Source organism: Stieleria tagensis, assembly GCF_024129865.1.
Lineage (GTDB): Bacteria > Planctomycetota > Planctomycetia > Pirellulales > Pirellulaceae > Stieleria > Stieleria tagensis.
The window spans coordinates 1-21591 of the sequence record NZ_JAMYFE010000018.1; the positions used below are offsets into that span (position 1 = coordinate 1).

A 21591-nucleotide genomic window follows, 5' to 3' on the forward strand; every position below is an offset into this window, starting at 1 on the left:
CCAAAACCCAGGCCACCTCACATGGTGCCATACCGAGCGTGAGAGGTTTTGGAGGCAAGGTGGTCGGGGCAACGCGGTATGGCGTACGCCGCCCCGACCACTCGGTCTTGCGACCATTTGACGTAACACATTGATTGATTGTTGCCATCACACCCGGTCCTTACGCCTTGCCGAGCGTCCGGGGCCGGTTCACCTAGCTTTGACTCGATGGGGGCTTGCGAGTGTCTCGAAGGGCGCTGACAGGCAAGTCACGCATGCTGCGTGCCTGCATCCGATCTGGGCGCTAGGTCGCACACGGAAGCCCCCCACTGTTTCCACGCTGCTCTTTCCAAGAGTCGCGTTTCCCTTTTACTTGTAGGCCACGGTAGAAGGGCAAACAAGGACCTTTTTTGAATGTTTCCCTCTGTGTCCTGCAGCGGCTGAGAGCAACCGAAAATTTTTTGTGAGTCCTAAACGCGGCTACTTCGGGGACCAATCAAAGCATCCCAGCAAACGGGGCATGCGTGTCGATCGTGGTGGCGCCAACGTGCAAGAGTTGCAACCGCAAGAGGCTAGGTCACGGAGTTATCACACCGAGTCCAGTACTTGGTCTTGGACTCGATTCGCGTTGCCAACATTGTCCCGCGACGAGCAAAAGTAACCAACGACCGGAATCGTGCGATTTGCGATTCACAAGGTCCGTGACGTGTCGTATCCACCTCTTGCCAATCACGACTCACATCGTCCTGACGCCGAAAAATGGTCTACGGAACCGAAGGTTAGAGGTTCGAATCCTCTGGGGTGTATAAATCGCGGCCTCCGACGCTCAACATGGGCATCGGAGGCCGTTTTTAATTGATTTTCCCGCAGTCACGCGATGCGCTGTATTCTGCTGGATTCGCGTCGCTGTTACCGCCGGCGTTACCGCCATCCGAATTTTCAAAATCCGATTCGGTGGTTTGCAGAGGGTGCATCTCTGCGATGGCACCGCTGTGACCGAACCAATCATGCAAATTGTGGTTGAATAATCGTCCGGTCCCCGGCGATCCCCACGTGGCGAAATCCAACCCGTTGGATTTCAACCTTTAGGTTGTCCCGTTTTTCACCCCAGCAGTCCCGCCTCGGCACGCTGAAGCATGAACTCCAACGTCACTCCCGATTACGTGGCGCTGGTGTGGAAGATTTATCCGACTCGGCCCGGTGTTTGGAGAGGTTCGAAATCCGGTCGGATAAATCCTCCACACCAACCCGCACGTGGCGACTTCCAACCCGTTGGAGTTCAACCTTTAGGTTGTTCCGTTTTCACCCCAGCAGTCCCGCCTCGACACGCTGAAGCGTGAACTCCAACGTCACTCCCGTTTACGTGGCGCTGGTGTGGAGGATTTATCCGACTCGGCCTGGTGTTTGGAGAAGTGCGAAAACCGGCCGGATAAATCCTCCACACCAACCCGCACGTGGCGACTTCCAACCCGTTGGAGTTCAACCTTTAGGTTGTTCCGTTTTCACCCCAGCAGTCCCTCCCCGACACGCTGAAGCGTGAACTCCAACGTCACTCCCGTTTACGTGGCGCTGGTGTGGAGGATTTATCCGACTCGGCTTGGTGTTTGGAGAAGTGCGAAATCCGGTCGGATAAATCCTCCACACCAACCCGCACGTGGCAAATTCCAACCCGTTGGAGTTCAACCTTTGGGTTGTTCCGTTTTCACCCCAGCAGTCCCGCCCCGGCACGCTGAAGCGTGAACTCCAACCTCACTCCCGATTACGTGGCGCTGGTGTGGAGGATTTTTCCGTCTGAACCCTGACGATGCTTTGTCATTGGAATTCGTGTCATTGGTGTGATTGGTCGCTCGCTGCCAACGCCAATTCCTATGCTTTCCAGTGAGCCGTGACACCTTGTTGGCTGCGAGATGTCACACAACGACGCAAGTTCTATCGCGAGTGGGAGGAAAAGCATGTAAACGTAACGATTGCGATGGCCACTACGACAACAGCGACGGTTTGTGACCGAGCGCCAGAATGATTGCGAAACGTTTCAACTGCCGGCCAGACAGGTTTTTAATCGGAGGAAGCTTTCGCAGCATTTCGCTTGCGAATTCCTTCGGCGATCTGATCGGAAGTTGAAATACGTGATTGGCTGGTACCGCCATTCCACAAGTCCCACTCGGGATTGGCATACTCCGCGAACCACTGGTGCAATTTTCGTTGCAGGTCCTTCTGCACGACAGTCGTCGCTTCGCGGTTTGCAAGATTGCGCAATTCGTTGGGATCTGCGGCAAGATCGTAAAGTTCAAACTCTGGAGCCTCACCCAATCGCTCGACGTACTTCCACTCAGGATTCCGGATCGCGCGAACATTTTCGAATTCGAAAAAGGCTTCGTCGTTCCATTCTTCAAGTGACTGTCCACGGAGTGTTGGCGAAAAATCGCGTCCAGGAGATTTCGGCGGTTGCTGAGGCATCGACAGGCCGAGTAGCCCTAAGACACTTGGCATGAAATCGTAATTGGTCACGATGTGTTCTTCGATTCGGCCTGCCGGAATTTGCCCCGGCCAGCGAATGATCAAGGGAATATGCAGTGTGCCATCGCGCAGGTGCAATGGATTTGAATGGTCTCCCATTCCCCAAAACCCATTCTGACCGGCAACGGCTCCCTGATCGGCTGCGTAAATCACAATCGTATTCTCGTCGAGCCCGTGTTGCTTGAGAGTGGCCATGATTCTGCCGACTCCGGCGTCCACCGCTGTGACCTGTCCCGCCAGATTACGCCCCGCTTCCAGATTGCCGATCAGATTCTGCTGATTCTTTTGCCAGGGATGGACCTTGTGGGGGCGAGGGAATGACGGCAGTTCACTGTCGCGATAGGGATCCGACCAAGGCGACGGGACTTTCTCTCGCATTGATCCCGAGAGTGAATAGGGACCATTGTAGGCGAGGTACAGAAAGAACGGCTTCTCCACATCCGCCCTCAAATTCTGTTCCATAAATTCAATCCCACGATCGGTCCAGTACTCCGAGAGGTGCTTTGAAATCGTTTTAGACTTCTGATGCTCGAGTACTTCCTGATTGAGAAAACCGTTTGAATGGCCGTGTGGTTTTGTGACCCAAAATGAAAAACCATCCTGCGGGTACAAATTGTCCCCCAAGTGCCACTTGCCAGACAGTCCGCATACGTATCCTTCACGATGCAGCACTTCCGGCAGGGTTGTAAAATCTTGGAGTGTGTATCGCGCCTGGGGTCCAATCTGCAATCGCCCTGCTGAAAGGTAACGGTGAACCCCATGTTGACTGGGAGTGAGGCCAGTGAGATAGGTCGCACGTGTTGGCGAGCAGACCGGATTGTTCGCAAACGCATTGGCGAAGCGAATTCCTTCCGCTGCCAAACGATCGATGTTTGGCGTTTGGAAATCGGGGTTTCCATAACATCCGAGATGCCAGGCTCCCTGATTATCCGTCAAGATGAACACAATGTTTGGCTGCTCAGACGCATCCAATGCATCCACAAAACCCGACAGCAGCAAGACGATCGCCATCAGCACTTCAGAAAAGTATCGCATGAATCTCATTCTCATCGCTCAACCCTATGTCCATGGTTTTCTGAAGAAAACGTCTCAACAAATATCGCTGTGACTTGAAGTGAACGCCCCACCAACTCAAGTGTGCAAACCGAATAGTTTACACCACGCCAATAGTCGGCATCTCGCAGGGAACAACTCGGGCCAATGTTCCGCGCCGCCAGCGTGGCCGGGGACAGCGTGGCCGGGGACAGACCCCAACCTTTCGCTGATCGTTCACCCGTTGACGCGATGGCTGAGACAGATCCCGGTGGAACGAGATTTAAGCGTCAATCGGCTCGCTTCGGAAATGATCCCAATGTAGCGGCGCCGCTGAAAAATTCACCGATGTCTCGTATGAGTGCTTGTGGCGTAGGGGACACAGCACTTTGGCCGACGAATAGACACCTCGGCGATGCTAGCTTTCGTTTTCGGCGCCGCTCGTGATGCTCTGTCTCCGATGGCAGCTACCTCAAGTGCAGTGCGTAGACCGAGCGGAGTTTTAATGACAGAAAAATTGCGACGTCTGTCTTCCCGGCATTCCGATTTTTCTGTCGCCTATTTTTCTGTCACTCTTCCAGCCACGCCTGCCGTTCTGTCGAATCCGGTCGGCGTCTCCAGCCAGACCATCTCGCGCGGCATCAGGTGGAAACGTCTCGGGAATCAAGTCTGCCGGACCATCATTCTCCGAGTGGGGAACGACAACTGCCCTCCAATGAGCTCTGTCCCCAGTCATGCTCCCGCGAGGGGATTGGCAGTGAGTCAGCAATGGGCTCTGTCCCCCGATGATCCTGTCCCCCGAAGATCGTTGGTTGGTGTATAACCAGTTTGCTGCCCGATTTGGGCAGTGTCCCCACTGTCCCCGCACCTCTTCCTATTGAGATTGGTATGACGAAGCATTCGCCGATTTTGTGGTTTGCCGCCCTGTTTTGTACTTCACTGTGCGTTTTGCAGACCAATGCGGGGGAAATAATCTTTCAAGACCAATTCGAACGCACCGAGACCGACGACCAGCTTGAACAGGTGGGCAATGGCTGGCAGACCAATAGCAAATCACGAGCCAAAGGGAACAAGCAAGTCGACTTGGTTGATGGAGCACTACATATCTATCGCCACGACGTGGCCGATCACGGCGTGAGCGTTGTGCAAGACATGGCGTTCAAAAATGCCAAGATCGCGATGCGTTTTCGGATTGGCAAAGGCGACGAGCTGGGAATCAATATTGCCGATATGAAAGAGAAGAGTGTTCATGCGGGCCACCTGTGTGTTGCCAAAATCCGCACCCACAAAGTCTCTATTCTTGATATGAAGACGGGACGTATGAATCTGAAAATGCGTGAGAAGTCTCAGGCCAAGACGCTGACCGCGGCAGACAAGCAGTTGATCGCCAGCAAAGAAAAGAGCTTTCCGGTCGACCTAGAAGCCGACCAATGGCACGATCTGAAGGTTGAGATCGCAGACCAGACGATGACTGTCACGATTGACGGTAAACAAGTGGGGCAGTTCACTTCACCAGGCATCGGGCACAACACAAAAAGCCGACTTCGTCTGGCCGTTGCCAAGGAAGCTTGGGTGGACGATATCACCGTTGTTCGTGATGAAAACTAAGGGGTGTCGCGATGCAGCGTTTGGAGTTCGGGTCGGCAAATGAAGTACGGGAACATCTGAAACAGGGTACCGAGAGTCCAATGATTTTCTACGGCGAAGATTATTGGAAGTTTCGCAAACCGATCTACCCAGTCCTGGTTGTGACCGCTGCGGCACGTGAGTACGGCCGCAAGATCAGCATTACAGATGATCGTACCCAGATCGTGGACACGATCAAACGATTCTCGGAAGTGGTCACGAACTGAAACGCCGGAATGCCGCACGAACATTCGACGAGTCCAATGCACCAGTTTGCTTGCTTGCTTGCTTGAATGACCTAGTTGTTGTCTGACAATTCAGCGCCCAGCGGCACCGTTTTGTCTTGAAACCGAAAGTAGGTCTTTGGTGTGTCATGGAAAATGGTATCGGTCTCGCTGCGAACGCTGTCCCAGATCGGTTGTCGATCAAATTGCAGATGAGTTTCCATGTCAGTCAGCCGGATGGGCGCAAACATCCATTGGGGAGTTTGATTGTCCGGTTCCAAGACGGCTTCGATCAGAAAGCCCGATTCTAAATCGCTGCCGACGTCTCCCATCATTCCGACCACTGCGCCAAACCCCGAGCCGGTTGGACGGTTGATGGGGTAGAACATCAGCGGTGTGGGAAGCACACGCAATTCCCAGCGTTGGCCATCACGACCGACACAGTGCCCCGAGAAACGGCGAACGATTTGACGTGTTTGGATTTTAAATCGAGCGAGGTTTGTGATCGCCGACTGGACTCCAGGCAGCTCCGACCGCACCAGTCCCGATTCCGGTTGCCAGACCACACCGGGTGCGCGGCGAGAAACAGTTAGCTTGTCAGGTGAGAGGGCGTGTAGTTCATGCACAATCCGCCGCTGCGTTAATTCGCCTTTCCAGGGAAACGAAAAAATCGTTCCCAAAACAGCGGGTTCTTCGCCATCCATCCAAACGAAGACATGGCCGAGTTGCCCCGCCGAGCGACGCATGTTGGTCCACTGTGAGATCGGCGTTTGCTGTAGCACCAGGTTTCGCGGCGGAGTGCTCTCGATCTGGAATTCATATTCTTGAGCGGACGCCAAGTGCATCGGCAAAAGTGTTTCCAGCTTGATCTGTCTGGGCGCCTGATCACCGCTGACAGTTGACGCATCTTGAGCGCACAGCGTTGATGGGCCGAAGACGCCAGAAAAAAATCCCAGCAGCCCCCATGCAGCGAGCTGTTTGGGCAACTTTGTGGACCGGAACACGGCGAGGCGTCGAATCATGGATCAACCCAGTTGAAAGAGCACAAGTTGGGAGCAATCCCTAATATAGACGTTTAGTCTGGATCACGGTTGTCCCGACGGCAATCCGATGGCAGTCTCAATTCATTTTGCCAGCAACCACAGCGACTTTTTCTTGCGTCTGCCGTTCATCCGCTACGCATCGCTGGAGCAGCCATTGGCGTTGTCGTTCGTAGCCGGCGGCGCCTGGGCTTAGACCAACTGAACCCTTGGCGGGCTCCGCTACGACGGTTGTTGTTCGGACAAACCGAGATCTCATTCGCCAGAAAGGATTTCTAGCTGCATATTGCGAAAGCGAACTTCTGTTTTTCCGCCGCTGTGCAATTGGATGGCAATGATCCCACGACTGGCCCCTTGAGGGTCGAGCAGATCGACGCAGAGTTGGCCGTTGAGAAACGTTTGGATCTGATGCCCCTTGGCAATGATCTGGTACTGGTTCCATTGACCGGGTTTCAGGTGCTGCTTACCGGACTTGTCCCACAACAATCCACGACCGTGTTCTTCGTACAGTTTTCCCCACCATCCGTCGCCGATGTCGGCTTGGTAACCAGAGACTTCACCTTGTTCGGCTTGGCTGCGAAACTGCACGCCACTATTTCCGGCGTTCTCAACCAAAAGAACTTCGAACGACAATCGAAAGTCATCCACCGCCAGTTCGTTGACGATCCAGTGATTGTGTTTCAAGCCTTCGGTTCGTCCCACGAGTTGACCATTCTCGACGGTCCACAATCCGTCGTCGCCGGTCCAACCCGTCAGGTCTTTTCCGTTGAAGAAACCGACAGCATTTTCTGCGGTCGCCAGCATTGGGACCTGTTCTTTTGCTCGCAGGTAGGCGATCAAAGAACGGACTTCATGTTCCGAAAACTGTTTCAATTGATCGTCCGGCATCATTGATTTATCGCCTTCGGTGCGCTGTTCAATTTCCAGTTTCGGAATGACGACGAGCGCATCGGTGGTTTGGATGGTGACCGAATGCTCGTCTTCGGCCTTGATCAATCCATTGACGACACGCCCGTCGTCGGTCAATACGATCGTCGGTAGATACTCTTTTGCCATGACGGCGCTGGGGTCGACGACGTTGCTGAGGAGGTAGTCCAAGTTCGAGCGATTGGAACCCGTCAAATCGGGGCCGACCTTATGACCAACACCGTACAAGACATGGCATTTCATGCAGGTTTTGGCAAACACGGCACGCCCGAGTGATAGATCCGGTTCAGGGTGCGAACTGGATTCGACTAGCGACTTGTAGTCGGCAATCATGGAAAGTTTGTCCGCAGCCGAAATACGGACGGTGCCCCAAACCGATTCCAGTTGAGAATTGATTTCTTTGTCATTCAAAAACTGCAACTGACGCACCAGGTCCGCGGTCAGATCGGTCCCTGGGATTTGTTGTTTGGCAATCGCATCCAACAGTGATTTACCGAACATCGAACGGGCGCACAGCGTGCCCAAGGCCAATCGTTTTTGCTCGGGTGTGAACGCATCGTAGTGTGCCAGCAACGCCGGCGCGACACTGGCATTGCTGTATTGTGCCAACCCTTTGATCGCAGCTTCACGCAGCGGCGAGTCGGAATCGAGCAAGGCGATTAAGGTTGGAACGAGTCCGGTATCGTTTGCATCCAACAACGACTGTAGGGCAACCAACCGATCGGTATCGGGCGAGTCCGAATCTACAATTTGCGATCGCATCACCGCCAGAGCGGCGGGATCGCCAAAGGTCACTCCGAGGGCAATCGCCTGCAGTCGCACTTGGTCGTCGCTGCTGTTCAAAAGCACCGGAATCACTTGTGCCCATTGTGGCGGCGCAGCGACGCGGCGCTGGCCTTCTAAGGAGGTCCGAATGGATTTCAGGTAGGTCAGCTGGGTGGCCGGGTCGGTGGTTTTTCCCAGACCACTGATCAAGATGCCCAAGGACGATTGATTGTCACTGCTGCCGATTCGCCGCAACATGAACTCACGCAACATCGGAATGGTTTGGCCGGCTGTCATTGCAAGATCGACTGCGGCAGCGGCGTCCGAATCAGCGAGCGGTTCGGCAGCATACCAGTACATCAACGGCAAATTGTGATCGCGCGCATCTTCGCCATGCGAGGTCAACGCACGCAACAGGTCCCAACGTGAATCCAGCGGAACTTGCTGGGCTGCGGATGCCAAATAGAGTCGTACAATCGGTGACGGATCGGATTCAGCCATGCCAACAAACCTTTCCAAGAACTGCGCCGGCAATGGTCCACTGTCGGATTGCATTTTCAATTGAATGGCCCAACCACGAACATAAGGACTGGCGTCGTCGAGCAGCGTGATTGTGTCCTGGTCTGTCAGGTTGCCGGTGACATGAAGTGCCCAAGCGGCGCGCAATCGACGGGTCTCGTCCGCATGATTCACAGACAATTCCCGCAGGCGGCTGACGGCATCGGGATCGATGGGGCGTTGGGATGAGCGTTCTTGCAAAATTCGGCGGCTGTGACGAACGTACCAATCGTTGGTTCGCAAGACCATTTCGACGAGTTCTAAATCGGAGGCTTGCGCGAGTGGTTTTGTAATTCCCTCGGGTGTTTCATCCCCGTAGCTGATTTTAAAAATCCGACCGTTACTGCGATCGTGTAGCTCGGCGTCGCCACGGTGACAAGCTTGCATGTCGTACCAATCGATCATCCACGCATTGCCATCGGGTCCATAGCGCAGGTTCAGGATTTGGGAAGCGTTGTCACCAGTTAGAAGAAAGTCGGGACCGTGAGTGCCGACATAGCCGGAACCATTGGGCTGCAGAACATCGATATTCAATCGCTGTCCATGGATGTTGTTCATGAACAATTCGTCGCGATACTGCTGCGGCCAATGGCCGCCCAGATAGATCATGGCACCGCTGTGCGCGTGGCCGCCCCCGGCCGAATCTGATTTGCTATTGCCACCATGTGGGTTGGCGCCCAAATAGTGCAAGTGATCGGCGACGGTGACGATGTCGCGATAGGTGTGGTTGTTGAAATGCCGACCGCCTTGGCGTTGATAGCGGGCACCTTGAATGATGTGGTAGAGGTGCGGAATCACACAGGCCGTGATAAACGCTTGTCCGCGATCATTGAAATCGACTCCCCAGGGATTGCTGGTGCCGTGTGCGAAGACTTCGAATTGATGTCGGGTCGGGTGATACCGCCAAACGCCACAATTTATCGGAGTCCGCTGGTCGTCGGGGGTTCCCGGTTTACCGACTCGCGAGTGTGTGAATACGCCGTGACAACCATACAGCCAGCCATCGGGGCCCCAGATAAACGTGTTTAGAGTTTCGTGGGTGTCTTGGTAGCCCCATCCGTCGAGCAAGATTTCCGCTGGGCCATCGGGAACATCATCACCGTCGCGATCGGGAATGAACATCAGATACGGCGCGGCGCCGACCCAGACGCCACCGAATCCGACCTCCAGTCCACTGACCAGGTTCAGCCCTTCGGCAAACACGGTTCGCTTGTCCAATGAGCCGTTGTCATCGGTGTCTTCAAAAATCAGAATACGATCACGACCCACGTCACCGGCTGCGCGAATCGGGTACTCATAGGCTTCCGCGATCCAAACGCGGCCGCGATCATCAATCGCCATGGCGATCGGTTGTTTCACATCCGGTTCCGAGGCTCCGACGGAGACGTGGAAGCCATCGGGAACTCGCATCGCTTGGGCGGCTTGCTGTGCCGGCAGTCCGGAGTGCGGGTATTCGTCTGGTTTTAGTGCGACCATTGGCGGAGTCAATCGCGCGGGACGATTGGCATGCAATCGGAAGTCATCAAAGTTCAGGTGTCCCCAACCGCCGGTGTGCTCGTCGACCAATCGAATGAAAATCTGCTTGCCCACCTGGCCGCGCAGGTCGACCACGACTTGCCGCATGGTTTCTTGGTTATTTGCGGCGGTTTGAAAAAAGACAGTTCCGCTGTCCTTGCGCACCAATTCGACTCGGGTTGTTTCATGAGCGCCGCCACCGAACAGAAACGTCCCGTAGGGCTCTGAGACCACAAATGCGGTGGAGGTCAGGGTTCCAGTCGGCTTGTCACCGCTAGTTTCAAATCCGCCCAGCCAATACTGGCCGGTGTGGTTGCTTTTCATGTCGGATCGACGTTTTGCGACCACGTCGCCTTGAATCGGTTGCCCGGCAAACGCGTTTCCTGACGCAGTCCAATCGTCCAGCGTGCCCGTTTCGAAATCGAGATTCAATGTCCGCCCGTCGACATCCTTGGGACGGAGACCTGCAACCGCTGAATTGGATTTTGGCGATCCGCTGTTGGCCGCCAATACGAATTTCCCGTCCGACGTTTTGATTCTCAAATAGTCAATTGCAAACATATGTGACGCAACGGCGTCGGGGTTGGCACCGACCATCGTGACCGTCAGTTGATGTTGATTGCCGTCGACAACTAACTTTGGGAACGACAGAACGCCAGTCGTGACGACTTGAGTGTCGTACAGATCGATCGGTTCGCCGAGTGGTTGATCGTCTAATGCCAGCTGAACGATTCCATAGTCTTTGGCACAGGTTAAGACCACCTCCAAATCCACCGTGCCGGTAAACGGAGGTAGCGGCAGAGACAGTTCATCGCCCGGTTTGGATCCGGTCCACCACAGTTGTGAATGACCACTCCAGGAATCGGCGCCGAAGTTCGACATGTCTTGCGTCTTTGCCGTGCCGCCCGTCGCGGTTGCCTGCAGATGTTCGCCTTCAATGGCCCCAACAACTTGACCAGTTGTTGCATCCAATTCGGATTTCGGACCTCGTCGCGCCGTTGCCGATTTCAGGTCTGGCAATTTCGGACCGGCGTAAACCTGCGGCTGGGCTTCCAGCCATTGTGCTTTGGTCACCGCAGTCTTGGACTGCGTCAGGACGGTGGCTCCCTTCATTCCACCGACAACGATGTCCGGCAGCCCGTCGTCATTCACATCAGACACATTGATCTGTCGTCCGATACCGGCTTGGTCATCGATTTGATAGGGAACCCAGTCGACGCCGTCATCGCCACGCACCAAACGGAACCAATAGACCACCGCGCCGGCGTTCCACATCGGGCTTTGTTTGTGATGTGACCAATAGGTCTTACCCGTCACGATGTCTTTCAATCCATCGCCGTCAATATCCGCAAGTGCCAGTGAGTGTAGTTCACTGAACAACACGCCGTAGCGGTTCTCGCTGCGGTGTGCCCCCATGATCAAGTGTCGTTTGAATTTGATCTGGTCGTTGTCGCGAATCTGTTCGTACCAAGACAATCCAAAATCATGTGCCGCTTCGCTGGTGATGATGTCATTGTCCCCGTCTCCATCGACATCGTATGCGTACATTTCCGCACCACCGTAGCCAGCGGACAGCGTGGCATCGTGGTGCATCCAGCGAGACGTCAACGCATCGGATTCTGGTTGTTCGTACCAGCCCTTGGAATGCAGGATATCCATTCGGGAATCACCGTTGACGTCACCGATGCCCAATCCGTGGCCGAATTTTTTGGCCGTCACCTGTAATGAAATGGGATGGAATTGCCAGGTTCCCAAGGGATCGTTTGGGTCGATGGTTGCAAAGCCAAAAAATCCATCACGGGTGCAGACCAATTCGGGACGTTCGTCACCGACCAAATCCACCAGCTGAGGTGATTCGTTAGAAACCCAATCGAACACTTGGTGTTTTTTCCAATGGGAACCAAGGCCGTCCTGTTTCGGGTTTTCATAAACGTAGGCCGGTGTGCCAGGAAAACCAACGACAAACACGTCGTTCCAACCGTCCTGGTTAAAATCCTCTACCCAAGAGAAAAAATTGTCGGCATAGCCGTTCATGTTCTGAGGAACCGGCTGATAAATTTCCTGTTTGGTTTTAAAATCAGGGCCGGCAAACCAGTAGGGTCCGTACACGATGTCTTTGAGCCCGTCGCCGTTTAGGTCGCCGACGCCGGCACCTTCGGAGAAATAGGTCTCAGACAATTGCTGACGTTGGAATGGGTGAAGCGTTAGGTCTTGGGCTGCGGATTGGCCAATCACGATCGCGGTGGCCAAAAAGAATGTGAACAGCGAGGTGGGCCGGGGGATGGGTGTCATTGGTGAATTCACGAGCAATGAAAATGCAGGGCAGGAGGGGAACTGATATGTTAACCGCCACAAGCCCGGTCGGGGTGCCGATGCTTGGTTACGCAACCAACGTTTCTTGGTATCGCGCCGACGAGATTTAACAACTGTGACATTCGAGAATTCCTTTTCCGTGGCTCTTTCGGCGCGGCTTCAACAGGCTGCGGTGATCGCGGTGTTGGTGATCGACGACGCCGACGACGCGCTACCGTTGGCCGAAAGTTTGTGGGATGGCGGTGTGCGAGCGATCGAATTGACGTTGCGGACTCCGGCGGCAACGGATGCGCTCGCCCGGATCCGCAAGCATTTCCCCCAGATCATTGCCGGGGCGGGAACGGTGTTGACACCCACCCAGGTCAACGAGGCGGCGGATGCCGGCGCTGCGTTTGCGGTGGCACCGGGCACCAATCCCGCTGTGATCAAAGCCGCTGCCAACATCCGCCTGCCATTCGCACCAGGCATTGCGACACCGTCGGACATCGAATCCGCGTTGCAATCAGGATGCCGACTGATGAAGTACTTTCCCGCCGAACACTTGGGCGGGATGGCGTACTTGCGTGCGATCGCAAATCCCTATGCACATCTCCAGTTGCAGTTCATTCCATTGGGTGGGATTGATCAAGAGAACGCGTCGGACTACTTACGAGATCCGTTGGTGCATAGCATCGGAGGTTCCTGGATTGCACCGCGCGGACTGATTCGCCAGCGGGATTGGAAAACGATTACGCAACGAGCCAGCGAAGCGGCGAAGCTGTCGATCCAACCACCCGGGGAAGCAGGCTGATGAGTCGATTTGTGACGCTGGGAGAAATCATGGTACGGTTGAGTACGCCAGGGTTTCAACGCTTTGAGCAAGCATTGCCAGGTAGCCTGGAGACGAATTTTGGCGGGGCGGAAGCGTCCGTCGCTGCCTTGATCAATCGTTTGGGTGGGGACGCAGCATTCGTGACGGCGCTGCCGGAAAACGCACTGGGACGCTCCTGTTTGGCGACTCTGAAACGGCAGGGAGTCAACGTGGATCACGTGTTGTTGACCGACAAGGGGCGGATGGGCTTGTATTTTGTCGAACACGGCGTGAATCAACGTCCCGGACAAGTGATTTATGACCGCGACCAATCGAGCTGCGCGATCACACCCGCCAGCGACTACGACTGGGAAGCCATCTTTGCCGACGCGGTCTGGTTGGTGATTTCTGGGATCACGCCAGCGCTTTCGTCTACGGCGGCCGATCTAATCGGTGTGGTCTTGGGCGAGGCTGAAACGCGCGGGATTCAAGTGGCTTGTGACATGAATTACCGCAGCAAACTGTGGCGATGGCACCCTAGCGATTCGCCCGAACAGTTGGCCGCGACAACGATGCAACGAATCGTTGGACGCATCGACCTGCTGATCTGTGGGCGCAGCGACGCGGTGATGACGTTGGGCATCGATGACGACAGTGAGATCGAATCGTTGGCGTCGGAAATCAGTCGACAGTATCCGCGACTCTCTCGAATTGCGATGACGCGGCGGCGCTCGGTTTCGTCGACGCATCAATCGTTTGCCGCGTCACTCTACGACGTCAATCGACGCCAGATGTTTCACGCCCCCGACGCGGACGGGACCTACGAGATCACTGATGTTGTGGATCGCATCGGAACCGGCGATGCGTTCTACGGAGCGTTACTGTTTGCGATCGACACCGACGAATTATCGGATTCGAAATCAGCGGTGGCGTTCGCGACTGCAGCGGCTTGTTTGGCACATTCGATCAGTGGCGATTTTTCACTGATCTCACGCGACGAAATCGAAGCGTTAGTTCAGGGCGATGGCGCGGGGCGGATCGTTCGCTGATTGGTGTACAATCCGATCGACTCGTTCCATTTCCATCCGCACGCACCCCTACGCCCACCAAGCTTGATCATGCATCGGTTTTGTTCTACCTGGGGATTCATTCTGTTGATGATGTCAGGGATCACGGCGAAAGAATCTTTGTCTGCGGAGCCGGATCGGATGAACGTCTTGTTCATCATTTCAGACGATTTGACCGCAACGGCGCTGTCGTGCTACGGCAATACGGTTTGCTCGACTCCCAACATCGACGCGCTAGCCAGCAGTGGCACACGGTTTACTCGGGCCTACTGCCAAGGCACCTATTGCGGTCCATCACGCGCTTCGTTGATGTCCGGATACTACCCGCACGCAACAGGTGTGTTTGGGTATAAAAATCCGCGCCCTCAAATCGGCGACCGAGCGACGTGGTCACAGCATTTTAAAAACAATGGCTATTTCGCGGCGCGAGTCAGTAAAATTTTTCACATGGGCGTTCCCGGCGGGATCGAAGATCATGGGACTGACCAAGATTACAACGGCGCCGATGACGAGCGATCTTGGACGCAGCGATTTAACAGTCCCGGACCGGAATGGAGAGCTGAGGGCGATGGCGAAACGCTGGAACGCAATCCCAACGGTACCAAGCCAGTTGTCGGTGGCAATACGTTTGTCGTCGTAGAAGCCGATGGCGATGATTCGGTTCATTCCGATGGCAAGACAGCAACGAAGGCATGCGAATTGTTGCAACAGGAACGCGTTGATCCGTTTTGGTTGGGTGTCGGATTTGTCCGCCCGCATGTGCCGTTCGTTGCGCCACGCGAATACTTTGCCGATTTTAAACCCTACGACCGAATCGAGCTGCCGCCGAAAGTTCCCGGCGATTGGGATGACATTCCCACGTTGGGAATCAACTACAAGACCAGTCGCAACATGCAGATGGATTTTCGCCGCCAAAAGAAGGCAGTGGGCGGGTACTACGCTGCGGTTCGCTATATGGACGCCCAAGTCGGAAAGGTACTGAGCGTGCTCGATGCGTCGGGTAAAGCAGACAATACGATTGTGATTTTCACCAGCGATCACGGATACCATTTGGGCGAACACGATTTTTGGGCCAAGGTATCGCTGCGTGACGAGTCGGCTGCGGTACCGTTGATCATTCGTGTGCCAGGTAAACAGCCCGCTGTCTGCAGTAGCTTCGTCGAGCTGCTGGATCTTTATCCCACCGTTGCATCGCTGTGCGGATTGGAGGTCCCACCACACATTCAGGGGGTCGACATCTCTGCGATGTTGGATGACCCCACTGTGACCGTCCGTGAATCGGCATTCTGCGTCGCGCCGATGCGAAAAGGATTTTTGATCCGCGAAAATCGATTTGCCTTCATTCAATACCGGGAAGACGGCTCGGGGGGGATCGAATTGTTCGATGTCGACGCTGATCCCAATCAGTACACGAACTTGGCCGAACGGACAGAATTTCAACCGGTTGTCAAACAGATGCAGGAAAAGTTGAAGGCAAAACTGGCTGAAATCCGCGATAACGACCTGTTGGAGCGATCAGCGGTCGACGTGAATTAAGCCGGCAAATGATTTCGTTTCTTTTTTCAGGAAATTGTTTGTTTTTTCAGGAAAGTTGGCAGGTATTAAATCCGCTTTACGCGATTCATTCGTACAGGCATGTAGTTGCACACTGGCGACGCGATTTTTCACGATCGCGCCCCCTCGAGTTACTGTTTACGTGCCCCCCCCCACTCAAATTGTACGATTGAAGACCGGTATGAAAATTTTGGTTGCGCTGACCGCCCTGATTGCACTTTGCCCCGCTGCCGCATCGGCCGGCGTGATGGTCACGTATCAAGGTCAAGGCAGCTCCGCTGGGCTGAATGCGACCGCCAATTTTGAGTTGGTGAGTAGCAATCAGCTGCAGATTACGCTTTCGAACACTTCTGTCGCACCATTCGGCGGCTCAGCTGACAGTTCCGACATGGTCTTGAGCTCGCTGAATTTTAATTTGGGAGCCGGCGTTTCGATCACGGGTGGATCTGTCAAATTGGCTGACGGTTCGCAGTTGGTCACGAAGAAAGCTGAAAAGGAGAACAAGAAGAATCCAAGCTCAAAACCGGAGTTTGATCTGAACAACGAGTATGGGTTCTCCAACCAGGGGGTTGGAAACGACGCTTTGGCGGGGCGTTTGCTCCACAACACCACTGCTGCGCAGATCGGATCGATGACTTCGAGTGTGACCTCGCACAGCAACGGCGGGCAAAAAGTGAAGCCGTTCTCGGGTGGATCCGGTTTACCAGGCGGCTTGGATTACGGCCTCGTTGCGAAGGGCAGCGATTTGCCTGGCGGCAAGACCTTTGTTCAGAGCAGTGTCGTGATTGATCTGACGTTGGACACCGCGCTGGATGATCTAGGTTTTCTAGGTGCTGGTTCGTACGTCGAATTTGGATCCGACTACGCTTTCGTCGGCAGTACTGTTTCGGATCCCCCAGAGGGCGATCCGTCGGTGACACCAGAACCCGGTTCGCTGGCGATATGGCTGTTGATGAGTGCGGGATTAGTGGGCCGAAGACGAATGCGAAATCAGATCGCGAGCTGATTAGCCGTTATAGTGAAGCAACCGTCATCGCTGAAATCTTCACTTTGCTAAGAACCCGCTATGGGAACCGCGTCTGAATCACCACCGGTTGAAATCAAGCCGCGTCAAGGCAAGACAGCGCCGCAACTGGTTTCGCGACTGTTGGGCATGGAGACCGAGTATGCGACGCTGGTTGCCGGGCGTCCCGATCTAACGAGTTCAGAATTACCGGCATCGGCTAAGATCTACGCTCGAATTTGTGCGGCGATTCGCGGTGGTCAACCAACCGTCCCGGGTGTGTTTGACCAGGATCAACTGTTTCTTGCCAGTGGAGGCGCAGTCACCTTTGAATCGCACCCATCGTTGCATTCCTTGCCGGGCGGATTGGTCGAAATTGCTACGCCGGAAGTTCGCAGCCCTGACGAATTGTTAGCCTGTCAACGATCGATCGATGAACTGGTCGCGAAAGCAGCAACGGAAGCGACACAAGAGATCGATCTGCGTGTGCTGAAAAACAGTACCGATGCGTTGGGACATGTCTATGGCTGCCAAGAAAACTATGAAGCGATCGTTGCCTCTGGATTGTGGTTGCTGATCTATCGCTGCTGCATTGTGTTGCTGTGGGGATTGCAAGTTGTCAGCATGTTGGCTGCACTTCCGGTTCTTTCCCTCGCTTTTGCGATGGTGATGTTGATTCGATTTAGAGGCGTCCATTTTTTCAGTCGGATCAAGGGTCTGGATTCTCCTGAATCGTCCGACTCCAACCAATCGCCCGGTGAGCTGTTCGAGACGCTTCCCAAATGGGTGAAGTCAACGTTGACGGGAATGTTGCGGTTGGTGCATCTGCCGACAGTTTTCATTTTGCGATTGGTTGCACGCCATGTGGCGTTTCGCAAACAACGCAAGTATCTGACCGCACTCTTGGTTTCTCGCGTTTCGATTTGTGGGACCGGTGATCTGGATCATGATGGCAGGTATCGGTTGAGCGCCAAAGCGATGGCGATTGACACGGTGTCGGACATGGGCAGTTACAACGGCGAGCGACCAATTTATGTGTACGGACATTGGTTGGGACAGTTCTGTGCGAAGTCGTTTTTATCACTGACATCCACCAAAGCGATGCTTCACCGTCGACAGCGATTTCAGTTGGGGCTGTCCGATTCGAACCTTTCCGAGTTGGCTGAATACGTCAAACTCGGTTCGGTGTCACTGATTTTGGACATGATCGAATCGGGTGTGACAAAAGATTTCATCACTTTGGACCGCCCGATTGATGCATTGCACGACATCACGACGGATTGGAATTTGGTGCGACGGGTGAAAACCAGTCGAGGCAAATTGAGCGCGCTCGAAATTCAACGTCGCTATCTTAAATCGGCTCGTGAGTTTGTCTCGCAAACGCCGCCCGAGAGTGTCGGCGAGGCAGCGCTGGTGATTGAACGTTGGAGCGAGTTAATCAATGTGGTCGCAGCGTTCCGTCGCGATGCCCGCAACGTGATCCCGGCGCTGGGGCGAGTGGATTGGTTAAGTAAGCGATGGATGATGGATCAGTTGGGCAGTGATTCACAGTGGGTTTCGCGCAAGAAGACCGACCTGCGCTACCACGAACTGTCACCCGATGGCTACTATCGGAAACTGATTGCGATGAATCCGTCACTGGCGTTGATTACGCAGGAACGGATTGAGAAGCGCCGACGCACGCCGCCCCCGGATTCGCCGGCCACCAAACGCGGATGGTTGATCCGCGAGTTTGCCGGAGGCGATCAACCGGTCAGTTGTGATTGGAGCTATGCGGTGATCGGTGAGGGCAAGCAGAGAAAACGCATCCAATTCTGAGGGGTGATCTCTACGCTGAGAAGTCGCGTGATTTACGACCAAGGAGTTGATTGGCGTCGTCGTCGCCGACAAATTTTTCCTGTTTGGGATCCCAATTCAACTCTCGACCGGTCATCAAAGCGATGTTGCACAGGTGACAGGACGTCATGGTGCGATGATGTGACCACACGTCGGAGATCGGTGTGGAGCGGTCGCCGATGCATTCGAAGAAGTTGCCCATGTGGTTACCGGGCGTCTTCCCTTTGCAAAGCTTTTGAATGTAGTTCTGCAACTCGGACTTGTCCGATTCGGTTAACGCGTCGATCGGGGCTCCTTGAAGTTTGCCACGATTGACAAAAATACGTCCTTTGTCGCCTTCGAACAAAATCCCGTTTGGGAAGTCAACGTTTTCGCCTTCGCGTTTGTAATGATCGTTCACACTCATCACTGAACCGTTGTCGTAGGCAAGTTCAATGTTGAATTTGGTAGCGGTGTTGTATCCGTTGGGCAATTTGACATCGCCATTCAGGAACGCCGCCCAATCCAAATCACTGGGGACGGTCGATGGGAATTCCCCCGTTCCTTTGATTCGCGTGGGACCGTCTTCGCCGGGTGCCAGGGCCCACTGCGCGATGTCGATGTGATGGGCGCCCCAGTCTGTCATTTTGCCGCCGGAGTATTCAAAGTACCAGCGAAACATGCGGCGTCGTTCTTCGCAGTAGTCAGCTTGAGGAGCTGGACCGACCCACAGGTTCCAATCCAAATCCGCGGGCGCCTCGGTTGATTCAAACGGTCCATCGCCGGGGGCGCCGCCGATGGCAACATAGGCGTTGACGTTATCGCCCAAACGACCCGAGTGAACCATTGCGATGGCGGTCAGGAATTTATCAGCGGTGCTGCGCTGTTGCGTTCCCACTTGAAACACTTGACCGGTTTCTTGGACGACCGAGCGGATCAGTTTTCCTTCATTGATCGTCAGCGTCAGCGGCTTTTCACAATACACATCCACGCCAGCCTTGAGTGCTGCGATCGCAATCGGAACGTGCCAGTGATCGGGGGTTCCGATCGTGACCACATCGGGCTTTTCTTGTTCCAGCATCTCGCGATAGTCGCGATACTTATTCAACTTTCCGCCGAACGACTGGCTGAATTCCTCGGTGTGCAAGTCATCAACGTCACAAACGGCGATCATGTCTGCGAACTGAGCGGCTTGCCGCGCGACGCTGCCGCCTCGGTTGTAACGCCCGCGTGACCCACCGACGCCGATTGCGGCGAGTCGAAGTTTCTTTGCTGCGTCTTGGGCATGTAGTTCAGACGCAAAGGGCAAGCCCGATGCAGTCATTCCAAGAGCAGAACCGGCAGCGGTGGTTTTGAGAAATTGGCGCCGAGTATTTGACATTGATTGAATCCACTGGATAAGAGTTTGACGCAACAGGCGAGGAAACGCAGAAGGCCCACTAATGTAGTCGATTCGTCATTGCCGGGGGGAACACCGCTCAATCGAACCGTGTCAGGGCCTGGACGGGATTGGCGGTTGGATGAACCACGTTGCAACCGCCAGCGGTGCCATCAGACAGGCAAAACACAAGATTGCCGGGTCATAGTCACCGGTGATGTCTTTGGCCCAGCCCATCAATAACGGGCCGCAACCGCTGCCGGCGACCGTTCCGCACCAGACCGCGCCGCGAATACTGCCGAGGTGTTGTCGACCGTAAAATCGCACCCAGGCGACTCCGCTGACAGTGATCAACATCCCCTGACCGCCGCCGAACAAGGCTGCGAAGACCATCGCCCCGGTCCAACTGCGATCGACAAATAGCCAAGCCAATGACACAGCAACCATCACCGTACCGATGCCCATCAATCGGTTCAGTCGCATGAAATCGGCCAGCATGCCGCCGGCAAATTGCATCGCCAACATCGTCAAACCTAGGACTTTGAACATCGTTGCAGCGGTGCCGTCGGGCAAGCCACGATCATCACACAGTGTGAACAGATAAAACAGCACGCCGGTTCCAGCCATCGCCCAGAAAATATTGGCCAGCGCGAGCAGGTAGTACGACTTGGTGCGTAAGGCAGCGGCCAATGTTAATGAATCAGGATCCGGTATCTGATCTGACATCGTCGACGCTGAATCCAAATCCGAATCCCAACGCGGTTTCGTACGACCGTCCACCAGTTGCCCCAGGTCTTCGGGGCGATTGCGGTAGAACAGCAACACCAACGGCAATAGCAACGCGACCAGCAGCATTGCGATCACTTGATAGGTCGCTCGCCAACCGATCTGCGTAATGCATTCGGCCAGCCACTGTGGCACCCAAGCAAACGCGATCGCCGACCCGACGCTCAACACTGCCGACATGCGGCCGATGCGATCGCGGAACCACATCGCAGTGGTGTTGCCGGCCAGCAGTGACAGCGATCCTTGTCCCAAGAATCGAAGCAGGAAAAACGCCGCCAACAATCCGTAAAATCCATTGACCGTCGATGCAAAGCAACAGGCGCCGGCGAGTGCCGTGATCACTACAACCGACACACGCCGCAAACCATGTCGATCGGCTGCCGGGCCGACCAGGGACAATGGAATCGCGGCGGCCATGGTTCCCAGCATGTAGGCCAACCCAAGCCGGCTTTGCGACAGGTGCAATGAATCCAACAGAAACGGCGTGAAGGCGCTGACTGCAAACGTTTGCCCGGCGCTGGTCCCCAATTGCATCAGCATCGCCAGCGGCAGCATCAAATAGCCGTAAAAAAACGGCAAACGTCTCGCCAGGCGATTAGAAAGGAAATTCATTCAGCTTTTTTCGGTAGGTTTCTCGATCCCGCGACGATTGTGTGAGTGTAGGACGCACTATATCGGTCGATCCCAAACCCGCTAGTTAGA

The 21591-nt window shown here is 54.8% G+C and carries 14 protein-coding genes; 8 read left to right on the forward strand and 6 right to left on the reverse strand.

Translation table 11 applies throughout. From position 1 onward, the window contains the following. Positions 1 to 830: 830 nt before the first annotated feature. Positions 831 to 1046, reverse strand: a complete 216-nt coding sequence (locus NHH03_RS02375) for a hypothetical protein (RefSeq protein ID WP_253154137.1) — start codon at positions 1044 to 1046, stop codon at positions 831 to 833. A gap of 988 nt (positions 1047 to 2034) precedes the next feature. After that, positions 2035 to 3531 (reverse strand): sulfatase family protein, encoded by a 1497-nt coding sequence (locus NHH03_RS02380; RefSeq protein ID WP_253154138.1) that lies wholly within the window; start codon positions 3529 to 3531, stop codon positions 2035 to 2037. 825 nt (positions 3532 to 4356) lie between these two features. Between NHH03_RS02380 and NHH03_RS02385 the strand changes: the two genes are divergently transcribed. Together NHH03_RS02385 and NHH03_RS02390 are read left to right on the forward strand one after the other, a co-directional pair. Further along, a complete protein-coding gene (locus NHH03_RS02385; protein WP_253154139.1) occupies positions 4357 to 5136 on the forward strand; it encodes a family 16 glycoside hydrolase in 780 nt (259 codons plus the stop codon). A gap of 80 nt (positions 5137 to 5216) precedes the next feature. Then, entirely contained in the window at positions 5217 to 5381 is a 165-nt protein-coding gene (locus NHH03_RS02390) for a hypothetical protein (protein ID WP_253154140.1), read from the forward strand. Between the two features lie 71 nt (positions 5382 to 5452). Here NHH03_RS02390 and NHH03_RS02395 read toward each other — a convergent pair whose 3' ends face one another. Then, positions 5453 to 6400, reverse strand: a complete 948-nt coding sequence (locus tag NHH03_RS02395; protein WP_253154141.1) for a hypothetical protein — start codon at positions 6398 to 6400, stop codon at positions 5453 to 5455. A gap of 88 nt (positions 6401 to 6488) precedes the next feature. Between NHH03_RS02395 and NHH03_RS27810 the strand changes: the two genes are divergently transcribed. Continuing rightward, positions 6489 to 6614 carry a hypothetical protein gene (locus NHH03_RS27810; RefSeq protein ID WP_261364045.1) on the forward strand — a complete coding sequence of 42 codons (126 nt, stop codon included), beginning with the start codon at positions 6489 to 6491 and terminating at the stop codon, positions 6612 to 6614. 59 nt (positions 6615 to 6673) lie between these two features. On the opposite strand, the gene NHH03_RS02400 is transcribed toward NHH03_RS27810, so the two are convergent. Continuing rightward, positions 6674 to 12475, reverse strand: coding sequence for a PVC-type heme-binding CxxCH protein (locus tag NHH03_RS02400; RefSeq protein WP_253154142.1), 5802 nt, complete (start codon positions 12473 to 12475; stop codon positions 6674 to 6676). Positions 12476 to 12611: 136 nt separating this feature from the next. Between NHH03_RS02400 and eda the strand changes: the two genes are divergently transcribed. The 5 genes from eda (at position 12612) to NHH03_RS02425 (ending at position 18728) form a co-directional block, all read left to right on the forward strand. Next, entirely contained in the window at positions 12612 to 13286 is a 675-nt protein-coding gene (gene eda / locus NHH03_RS02405; protein ID WP_253154143.1) for a bifunctional 4-hydroxy-2-oxoglutarate aldolase/2-dehydro-3-deoxy-phosphogluconate aldolase, read from the forward strand. Continuing rightward, positions 13286 to 14335, forward strand: coding sequence for a sugar kinase (locus NHH03_RS02410; protein WP_253154144.1), 1050 nt, complete (start codon positions 13286 to 13288; stop codon positions 14333 to 14335). Before eda ends, NHH03_RS02410 begins: the two co-directional genes overlap by 1 nt. Before the next feature lie 108 nt (positions 14336 to 14443). Further along, positions 14444 to 15889, forward strand: coding sequence for a sulfatase (locus tag NHH03_RS02415; RefSeq protein WP_253154256.1), 1446 nt, complete (start codon positions 14444 to 14446; stop codon positions 15887 to 15889). Positions 15890 to 16088: 199 nt separating this feature from the next. Continuing rightward, on the forward strand, positions 16089 to 16913 hold the full coding sequence (locus NHH03_RS02420) for an XDD4 family exosortase-dependent surface protein (protein ID WP_253154145.1): 825 nt from the start codon (positions 16089 to 16091) through the stop codon (positions 16911 to 16913). A 60-nt stretch (positions 16914 to 16973) separates the two neighbouring features. After that, positions 16974 to 18728: a proteasome accessory factor PafA2 family protein gene (locus NHH03_RS02425; RefSeq protein ID WP_253154146.1), complete on the forward strand. Its 1755-nt coding sequence runs from the start codon at positions 16974 to 16976 to the stop codon at positions 18726 to 18728. 10 nt (positions 18729 to 18738) lie between these two features. Here the strand turns inward: NHH03_RS02425 and NHH03_RS02430 are convergent, their stop codons facing one another. After that, positions 18739 to 20106, reverse strand: coding sequence for a Gfo/Idh/MocA family oxidoreductase (locus tag NHH03_RS02430; protein WP_253154147.1), 1368 nt, complete (start codon positions 20104 to 20106; stop codon positions 18739 to 18741). 111 nt (positions 20107 to 20217) lie between these two features. Continuing rightward, positions 20218 to 21501, reverse strand: a complete 1284-nt coding sequence (locus NHH03_RS02435; RefSeq protein WP_253154148.1) for an MFS transporter — start codon at positions 21499 to 21501, stop codon at positions 20218 to 20220. Positions 21502 to 21591 lie beyond the last annotated feature (90 nt).

Bases quoted from the DNA above. Each gene is read 5' to 3' on its own strand.
- NHH03_RS02425 (WP_253154146.1), top strand. From the start codon at position 16,974: ATGGGAACCGCGTCTGAATCACCACCGGTTGAAATCAAGCCGCGTCAA.
- NHH03_RS02435 (WP_253154148.1), bottom strand. From the start codon at position 21,501: ATGAATTTCCTTTCTAATCGCCTGGCGAGACGTTTGCCGTTTTTTTAC.
- NHH03_RS02395 (WP_253154141.1), bottom strand. From the start codon at position 6,400: ATGATTCGACGCCTCGCCGTGTTCCGGTCCACAAAGTTGCCCAAACAG.
- NHH03_RS02390 (WP_253154140.1), top strand. From the start codon at position 5,217: ATGATTTTCTACGGCGAAGATTATTGGAAGTTTCGCAAACCGATCTAC.
- NHH03_RS27810 (WP_261364045.1), top strand. From the start codon at position 6,489: ATGGCAGTCTCAATTCATTTTGCCAGCAACCACAGCGACTTTTTCTTG.
- NHH03_RS02400 (WP_253154142.1), bottom strand. From the start codon at position 12,475: ATGACACCCATCCCCCGGCCCACCTCGCTGTTCACATTCTTTTTGGCC.
- NHH03_RS02430 (WP_253154147.1), bottom strand. From the start codon at position 20,106: ATGTCAAATACTCGGCGCCAATTTCTCAAAACCACCGCTGCCGGTTCT.
- NHH03_RS02410 (WP_253154144.1), top strand. From the start codon at position 13,286: ATGAGTCGATTTGTGACGCTGGGAGAAATCATGGTACGGTTGAGTACG.
- NHH03_RS02380 (WP_253154138.1), bottom strand. From the start codon at position 3,531: ATGCGATACTTTTCTGAAGTGCTGATGGCGATCGTCTTGCTGCTGTCG.
- NHH03_RS02420 (WP_253154145.1), top strand. From the start codon at position 16,089: ATGAAAATTTTGGTTGCGCTGACCGCCCTGATTGCACTTTGCCCCGCT.
- NHH03_RS02415 (WP_253154256.1), top strand. From the start codon at position 14,444: ATGATGTCAGGGATCACGGCGAAAGAATCTTTGTCTGCGGAGCCGGAT.